This is a genomic window from Bifidobacterium aesculapii (assembly GCF_001417815.1).
In the GTDB taxonomy this organism is placed as follows: Bacteria; Actinomycetota; Actinomycetes; order Actinomycetales; family Bifidobacteriaceae; genus Bifidobacterium; species Bifidobacterium aesculapii.
Map to the genome: position 1 here is coordinate 1 of NZ_BCFK01000051.1, position 6,827 is coordinate 6,827.

The window sequence follows — 6,827 nt, forward strand, 5'->3', positions numbered from 1 at the left end:
CCACAATCGCGCATAGGAAGAACAGACCCGAGGCTCAGCTGCGGGTGAGGACCTCGGCGAGGGCCTGGATGACGGGCTGCGGCATGTGCGAGTCGTTCTCGCGGCTCTCGTCCACGCCGTGCAGATCCTCGATCGTGTGGAGCGCCGGCAGCGCGTCCGCGCCGAGCTCCCTGACCATCGCGTACGCCTTCTCCTTGGTGAGGTAGAGCATCTGCGCGTCCTTGAGCACGGCGAACGCATCCTCGACCACCGGATCGTCGGCGAACGGCAGTCCCGCATCGAACGTCACGACGAGACCGTCGGCGGAGGCGACGCCCGCGACGCGCACGACGACGCTCAGCGTCACGGCGTCATAGGTGACGTCGGCGTCGATTCCGCGACCGGCGGACGTGACGGCGACGCCGTCGGCCGCCGACGCGTCGACGCCGCGGAAGACGAGCTCCCAGTCGCGCGACTCGGGCACGACGTCACCGGCGCCGGCGACCGGCGCGACGGTGAACGTCGCGGTCCGGGAGACGCCGCCGTCTCCGTCTGTGGCGGCACTCGGGTCCAGCGTCAACGCGGTCGACGCCCAACGAACCGAACGTTCGGGCGCGCCGTCGTCCTCCCACAGCGTGAACGAACCGGACGCGCCCGGGAAGACGAGCACACGCAGCGAGCGCGGGTTGGCGACGGAGTTGAGCGGCGTCGCGGCGCCCTCAGCGGCGCCGCCTTCCGCGACGGTCTGCAACGGCACGATCGCGCCCGCCTTGGCGAACACGGGCATGCGGTCGAGCGCGCGCCACGCCTCCAGACGACGGCCGGATGCCGGGCGGGACTCGTACCGGCGGCCGTCGAAGAAGTCGAACCACGTGCCCTGCGGCAACCACACGTCGGCCTTGGCGCGCTGCACGCTCCTCTCGCCGGGGTCGACGATCGGCGCGACGAGCAGTTCGGTGCCGAAACGGAATTCGTCGACGAGCTTGTACGCATCGCGGATCTCCGGGTAATCCCAGTAGAGCGGCTGGACGAGCGGCTCGCCCTCGTAGGCGGCGCGGCGGTTCATCGCGTACAGGTACGGGATCATCGCGTGGCGCAGGCGCAGCGCGGCGGTCATCGCCGCGGCGACGTCGCCGTGGAAGTTCCACGGCTCCTTGCCGTTGAACGGCGAATCGGTGGAGTGCAGGCGGTTGATCGGACTGAACGCGCCGAGCTGGTACCAGCGCGCCTCGAGCTCCTCGTCGCGGTAGCCGAACATGTGGCCGCCGATGTCGTGGCTCCACCAGCCGTAGCCGATGTTGGAGGCGGTGGCGGTGAACTCCGGCTGGAACTTCAGCGATTCCCAGTTGACGACGGTATCGCCGGAGAAGCCGATCGGGTAGCGGTGCGAGCCCGGCCCGGCGTAGCGCGAGAAGGTGAGCGGACGCGGGTTGAGGGCGCTGTGGCCGCCCTCGTCGGCACGCGCCGAATCGAGGTAGTGCAGGTGGTTGAGACCCCACAGCGGGTCGAGACCCTTCTGGCGGGTCACGCCGCCCTGCTGCCAGTCGAGCCACCAGAAGTCGACGCCGTCCTCCTCCATCGGGTGATGGAGCAGGTCGAAATAGGCCTCCATGAACGTCGGATCGGTCAGGTCGAACTGCACCGCCTCGCCGGTCGCCGGGTCGATGCCCATCGCTGCGGCGAGCTCGGGGTAGCGTTCCTCGAACGCGCGTATGCCGTCCTTCGGGTGCACGTTGAGCGTGATCCTCATGCCGTGGTCGTGCAGCCAGGCCATGAAGCGCTTCGGATCGGGGAAGAAATCACGGTTCCACGTGTAGCCGGTCCAGCCGGAGCCGTATTTCGGGTCCACGTCGTCGACGAGATGCCAGTCCATATCGACGACGGCGGTGGTGAACGGGATGCCCTCCCGCTCGAAGCGGTCGACGAGCGTCATGTACTCGTCTTCGGTGTAGCGGTGGTAGCGGCTCCACCAGTTGCCGAACACGAATCGCGGCAGCAGCGGGGTCGGGCCGGTCAGACGGTAGAAGTCGTGGACGGCCTCGCGGTAGCGGTGGCCGTAGGCGAACAGGTAGCAGTCGGTGGTCGGCTCCGGCTTGGGCGTCACCCACGTGCCGAACGGGTTCGGTTTGCCGTTCACCGTGGCGGTCTCGCGGATGAGGTTCGATGCGGAGTCGTCGATCACGGCCCAGCCGTCGGTGCCGTTGACGCCGGGGCCGACGGGGATGCGCCCGTTCGCGAAGTCGAGCGTGCGCGCGGTGCCGCCGAGGTTGCGCCGCTGCTCGTCGCCGTAATGCCATGTGTTGTCGATGGCGTTCACGTTCTTGATGGTGGCGTACAGGCCCTCCTTGGAGAACGGGCCCTGGTCGTAGGAGATGTGGAGCGACGGCGTGTCGATCTCCAGCCAGCCGTCGCGCTCGATGACGGTGAACTCGGGCTCCTTGCCGCCGTCGCCGATGAAGTCGCGGTTGAGCACCGACTGGGTGGCGTCGTCGACGAAACGCCCCGAATCGGACCATTCGAAACGAATCAGCGCCTCGGTGATGACGCCGATGCGCCATCGATCGCCTTGGATGACGCGGCCCGGATTCATCGCCGGATGCGCGCCGAGCGTGGCGAGGGAAAAGAGATTGCTGTCCACCATGTCAGGCTCCTTTGCTGTGGTTTCGGGTGGTAGGCGACGCAGAAGTGCGTTCCGAACAAGATGGGCGGATTCGGGCGCACACCATAATGATAACGCTTGCACTATTCTGCGCAATATGACACACCGGAAACAACTCGTCTTGTCATATTGTGCGAAATACCAATACTTTTTCGCCGTGATGTGATATCATAGCGCTTGCACACACAACGGCGTGCATGCATATTTACTTCCCTTCCATCACACCGCACCAAGGCGGGAAGCAGGACGGAAAGACGCTATCCACGAGGCACCCACGCAGTCTTCCGGCGCCTGACCACCGTTTTTTCGGATTTACAGCGCCATAAGGACGTCTCACCCCCTCCGGGATGTCCATTTGACGCTGTAAAGAGCCAATAACGGCGGCAATGCACCTGTTGTCGGACCACTCTCAGGCGGCTCCGGACACCTGCCGCCGTTTTCACGGCCTCCCGCCACCCATGCCACCCAAGAAAAAGCAGACCCGCCAATATTTCGTAATTTGTTTTAGAAAAAAGTTTTCAAGAAGTCGCCGCCGCGACATACACTGATGCCGCCGGACGGAAACGCCGTCCGCCCACGCCGCAAGGCGCATCATCACGGAAAGGAACCCATCATGCTGAACGGAAAGAAAATCATGGCGGCCGTGCTTCGCGGACTCGAGGTCAGCGGCACGAGCGCCCTCGCCCAGGCCGGCTACAGCGAATCCACCCTCAAGGCCTTCGAGGCCATCGAACAGCGCTGAACGCCCCGCATATGCGAAGCGGCCGATGCGCAATGACGCACACCGGCCGGCACTGGCTTGGCAGGTCGCGACGCGACGATCAGATCACTTCACGATCTCGCAGAACTCGATGGTCTCGCGGTTCGGGCCCCACACGTTGAAGTAGCGGATGCCCTTGGCCCAGAAGGTCGGGATGGACTGGATCTCACTCTCCTTGATCTCCAGACCGAGCTCCTTCGCGTTCTCCCACGCGGCCTCGATGTCAGGGGTGTCGAACGCCCAATGGTTGATGGCACCGGTGGTCAGCGGCGCCTCGTCGCCCTCCCACGTCTCGATGGTGAGGTGCCCGTAGCGCAGGAACGCGCAGCGGTTCTCGCCGTTCAGATACAGACCGGCGAGCTCGAAGCCGAGCTTGTCACGGTAGAAGGCGATGGTCTCGTCCAGATCCCTGGCGATCATGCCGGAGTGCTGGAGGTCGGTGGTGAACGCGGACATGGGCTTGGTCATGATGATTCTCCTTTGAATTGAATCGTGAATGAATTGAATTGTGACATTGCGGGCTGAATGCGATCAATGCAATGTGGTCGCATCGACACGCTCTAGGCTAGGGTAGCGCACCGGCCCCGATCAGGCGAAGGCGGCCGCGGACCGGCTGGCGGCGACGGTCACCTCGATCGGACGCGTCTCGGACGAGCCCGCGGCGACCGGCGACTCGGCGGCACCGGCATCCGCGGACGCCACGGCATCTTCCGGCCGCTTCGCACCCTTGATGCGGCGCCCCTTCTCGTCGAAGCCGGGCTGCTTCGGGTGCAGGGTGCAGGTGAGCAGCAGCGCCACCACGTACAGCGCCGCGTACGTCCAGCAGATGCCCTCGATGCCGATTGACGGCAGCAGGAGCGTGGCGATGCCGGGGCCGACGAACGTGGTCAGACCTGCGGCCAGATTGTATGCGGAAAGGGCGGCGCCCTGCTTGCCGGGAGCCTCGAGCGTCATGATGGTCGGCAGGCAGGAGAACGCGCAGGTGCCGATGCCGACGATGATGGAGGCGACGATCATCATCGCCGCGTTCGCACCGAACCAGCGCGGGATGTAGTAGAAGGCGACGGAGCCGACGGCGAGCACGCCGCAGCCGAACCAGCGCATCGGCCACACCCAGCCGAAACGGTCCATGAACCAGCCCCAGAAGGTGTTGAAGACCAGCGTGACGACGAACACGAAGCCCCAGATGCGCATCCACTCCTCGGTTTTGAAGATGTTGATGCCGCCGTATTTCGTGGTGCACAGGTAGAGGGGCATGATGACCGGGAAACCGTACAGCAGCAGGTTGTTGATGATGCGGATGACGGCGCAGACGGCGATCTTGCGGTTGGTGAACAGGATGGTGGCGCCGTCGGTGAGCTCCTTGAGCTTCTCCCCGGTGCTCAGCCCCTCGCCCTTGACGACCTTGTTCCTCGGCACGAACAGGAAGCACATGATCGTGCCGACGATGGAGAACGGCAACGCGAACCAGAAGGTCCGGTACTCGCCGAAGTGCGGCATGATGAAGCTCGGCAGGTAGGCGCCGAACACGCCGATGCCCAACGAGAAGCAGGTCCAGAAGAATCCGGTGGCGGAGGCGAGGCGGGCGGGGCTGATGTACTGCGCCATCAGCACGACGAAGCTGTAGATGAACAGCGGGTAGCCGATGCCGCGCACCGCGTAGACGGACAGGATGAACGGGTAGACGCCGCTCGGCAGCGCCAGCGCGAGGAACACCAGATGGACGCCGATCCACCAGCAGGCGCCGAACATCATGACGCGGCGGGCGCCGAACATCTCGGCGAGCACGCCGGCGGTCCAGCCGCCGATCGCGGCGAACAGGCCGTAGACGGTGACCAGGCCGGACGCCTGCGCGGCGGTGAAACCCTGGTCGACCATGTATTTGGACAGGAAGGTGAGCTCGAATCCGTCGCCGGTCATGAAGATGGCCACGGCGAGGAAACCGAGCAGCAGCGCACGGGGGATGCCGAACTTTTCGAAGAAGCGAATCATGGATGGATAACCCTTACTGGAACGTCATTGTCGGATGGGTTCTGCGCCGTCGGAAACACGGAAAGCGGACGGTGGAAACGCGAATGGAATGCGAGCGGAGAGGAAGGAAGAGGTGACGGCCGCCGGGAAAAAGGGAAAAACCGGCGGCCAAGCATGTACGGGGAGGTCAGGCGCCGACCTTGACGACGGCCTTGGAGACGCCCTTGATCCTGCCGTCAAGGAAGTCCTGGACCTCCTCGAGACCGAGCTCGTGGCTGATGAGCGGGGCGACGTTCATCTTGCCGGATTCCAACAGGCTGATCGCATCCTTGAAGGTGAGCGGGTTGATGAACGAGCCCTGGATGGTCAGCTGCTTCTTGTAGATGTCATAGGTGTTCATCTCGAAGTGGGCCTCCTGCGGGCCGACGCCGAACATGAGCACCTGCGCGCCCTTGCGCGCGGCGGCCACGGCCTGCGCCTGCGTGGAGGGAAGACCGACCGCCTCGATGATCACGTCGTAGGATTCCGCCGGGATGGATTCGCGCGTGGTGTTGTACACGTTCTTCACGCCGAACAGCTCCTGGTTGCGCTTGAGCTTCTCGTCGAAGATGCCGGCGAGATCGACCTGGTGCACGCCGTAGGCCTGCACGATCTGCGCGAACAATTGACCCATGAATCCGTCGCCGATGACGAGCGCCTTCTGGTAGGGGCGCAGCTTCAGCAGGTCGACGCCGTGCGCGGCGCAGGAGATCGGCTCGATGGCGGCGGCGTCCTTGAGGGAGACATTGTCCGGCAGTTTGTAGACCACGGACGCGGGTGCGGTGAACTGCTCGGCGAGGCCGCCGTCGCGGGTCACGCCGACGGCGGAGAGGTGGTCGCACAGCTCCGGGCGCTGGGTGAGGCAGTAGTCGCACTGGCCGCAGTAGATGTTCGGGTCGACGGCGACACGGTCGCCGGGCTTCACGTTGGTCACGGCGGCGCCCACGGCGGCGACGACGCCGGAGTTCTCATGGCCGAGCACGATCGGCGGCACGGCGGCGGCGGAACCGGGACGGCCCGCGTACAGGTCGTGGTCGGTGCCGCACACGCCGGCGTATGCGGTGTTGACGAGCACTTCGTCCGGCTTGATTTCGGGGGTGGGCAGGTCCTGGATCTCGAACTGCTTGACGCCGGTGAGCACGAGTGCCTTCATGATGGCTCCTTTCTACGGCCCTTCTGCAGCGAAGGGCTGCGGCCTTGACGCGGGGAACGGGTCGTTCCGTTCCGGCCTCGGCCGTTATGGCTGGTGGTTGTCGTTGGTTGATGGTTCATCGTCATCCCGCGTACCTTGCGGGGTGTTGATGAACACTATAACTTCCTTTTCTCGGTTTTGCAAATTCATTTTCTAAAACATATTTACACCGGCGTGTCGCACCATGCACCGCACACACTTCACTGTTTAGGGTGTGGCATCCCACC

At 64.6% G+C, this 6,827-nt stretch carries 5 protein-coding genes; 1 reads left to right on the forward strand and 4 read right to left on the reverse strand.

Features of this window, described 5'->3' with window-relative positions; genetic code table 11:
- Nucleotides 1-34: 34 nt before the first annotated feature.
- Entirely contained in the window at nucleotides 35-2,620 is a 2,586-nt protein-coding gene (locus BFAL_RS07295; RefSeq protein ID WP_055427752.1) for a glycoside hydrolase family 31 protein, read from the reverse strand.
- A 631-nt stretch (nucleotides 2,621-3,251) separates the two neighbouring features.
- Between BFAL_RS07295 and BFAL_RS11730 the strand changes: the two genes are divergently transcribed.
- Nucleotides 3,252-3,380 carry a hypothetical protein gene (locus tag BFAL_RS11730; RefSeq protein WP_269082770.1) on the forward strand — a complete coding sequence of 43 codons (129 nt, stop codon included), beginning with the start codon at nucleotides 3,252-3,254 and terminating at the stop codon, nucleotides 3,378-3,380.
- Nucleotides 3,381-3,464: 84 nt separating this feature from the next.
- Here BFAL_RS11730 and BFAL_RS07300 read toward each other — a convergent pair whose 3' ends face one another.
- The 3 genes from BFAL_RS07300 to BFAL_RS07310 form a co-directional block, all read right to left on the reverse strand.
- The gene (locus BFAL_RS07300) at nucleotides 3,465-3,866 is read right to left on the reverse strand and encodes a VOC family protein (RefSeq protein ID WP_055427753.1); all 402 of its coding nucleotides are present in this window, start codon (nucleotides 3,864-3,866) and stop codon (nucleotides 3,465-3,467) included.
- Between the two features lie 120 nt (nucleotides 3,867-3,986).
- A complete protein-coding gene (locus BFAL_RS07305; protein WP_082440458.1) occupies nucleotides 3,987-5,390 on the reverse strand; it encodes an MFS transporter in 1,404 nt (467 codons plus the stop codon).
- A 166-nt stretch (nucleotides 5,391-5,556) separates the two neighbouring features.
- Complete coding sequence (locus tag BFAL_RS07310) at nucleotides 5,557-6,561, reverse strand: zinc-dependent alcohol dehydrogenase family protein (protein WP_055427754.1); 1,005 nt, start codon at nucleotides 6,559-6,561, stop codon at nucleotides 5,557-5,559.
- Nucleotides 6,562-6,827 lie beyond the last annotated feature (266 nt).

Excerpts from the sequence above, each read along its gene's own strand:
- BFAL_RS07295 (WP_055427752.1), bottom strand. The coding sequence starts at position 2,620 with ATGGTGGACAGCAATCTCTTTTCCCTCGCCACGCTCGGCGCGCATCCG.
- BFAL_RS11730 (WP_269082770.1), top strand. The coding sequence starts at position 3,252 with ATGCTGAACGGAAAGAAAATCATGGCGGCCGTGCTTCGCGGACTCGAG.
- BFAL_RS07300 (WP_055427753.1), bottom strand. The coding sequence starts at position 3,866 with ATGACCAAGCCCATGTCCGCGTTCACCACCGACCTCCAGCACTCCGGC.
- BFAL_RS07305 (WP_082440458.1), bottom strand. The coding sequence starts at position 5,390 with ATGATTCGCTTCTTCGAAAAGTTCGGCATCCCCCGTGCGCTGCTGCTC.
- BFAL_RS07310 (WP_055427754.1), bottom strand. The coding sequence starts at position 6,561 with ATGAAGGCACTCGTGCTCACCGGCGTCAAGCAGTTCGAGATCCAGGAC.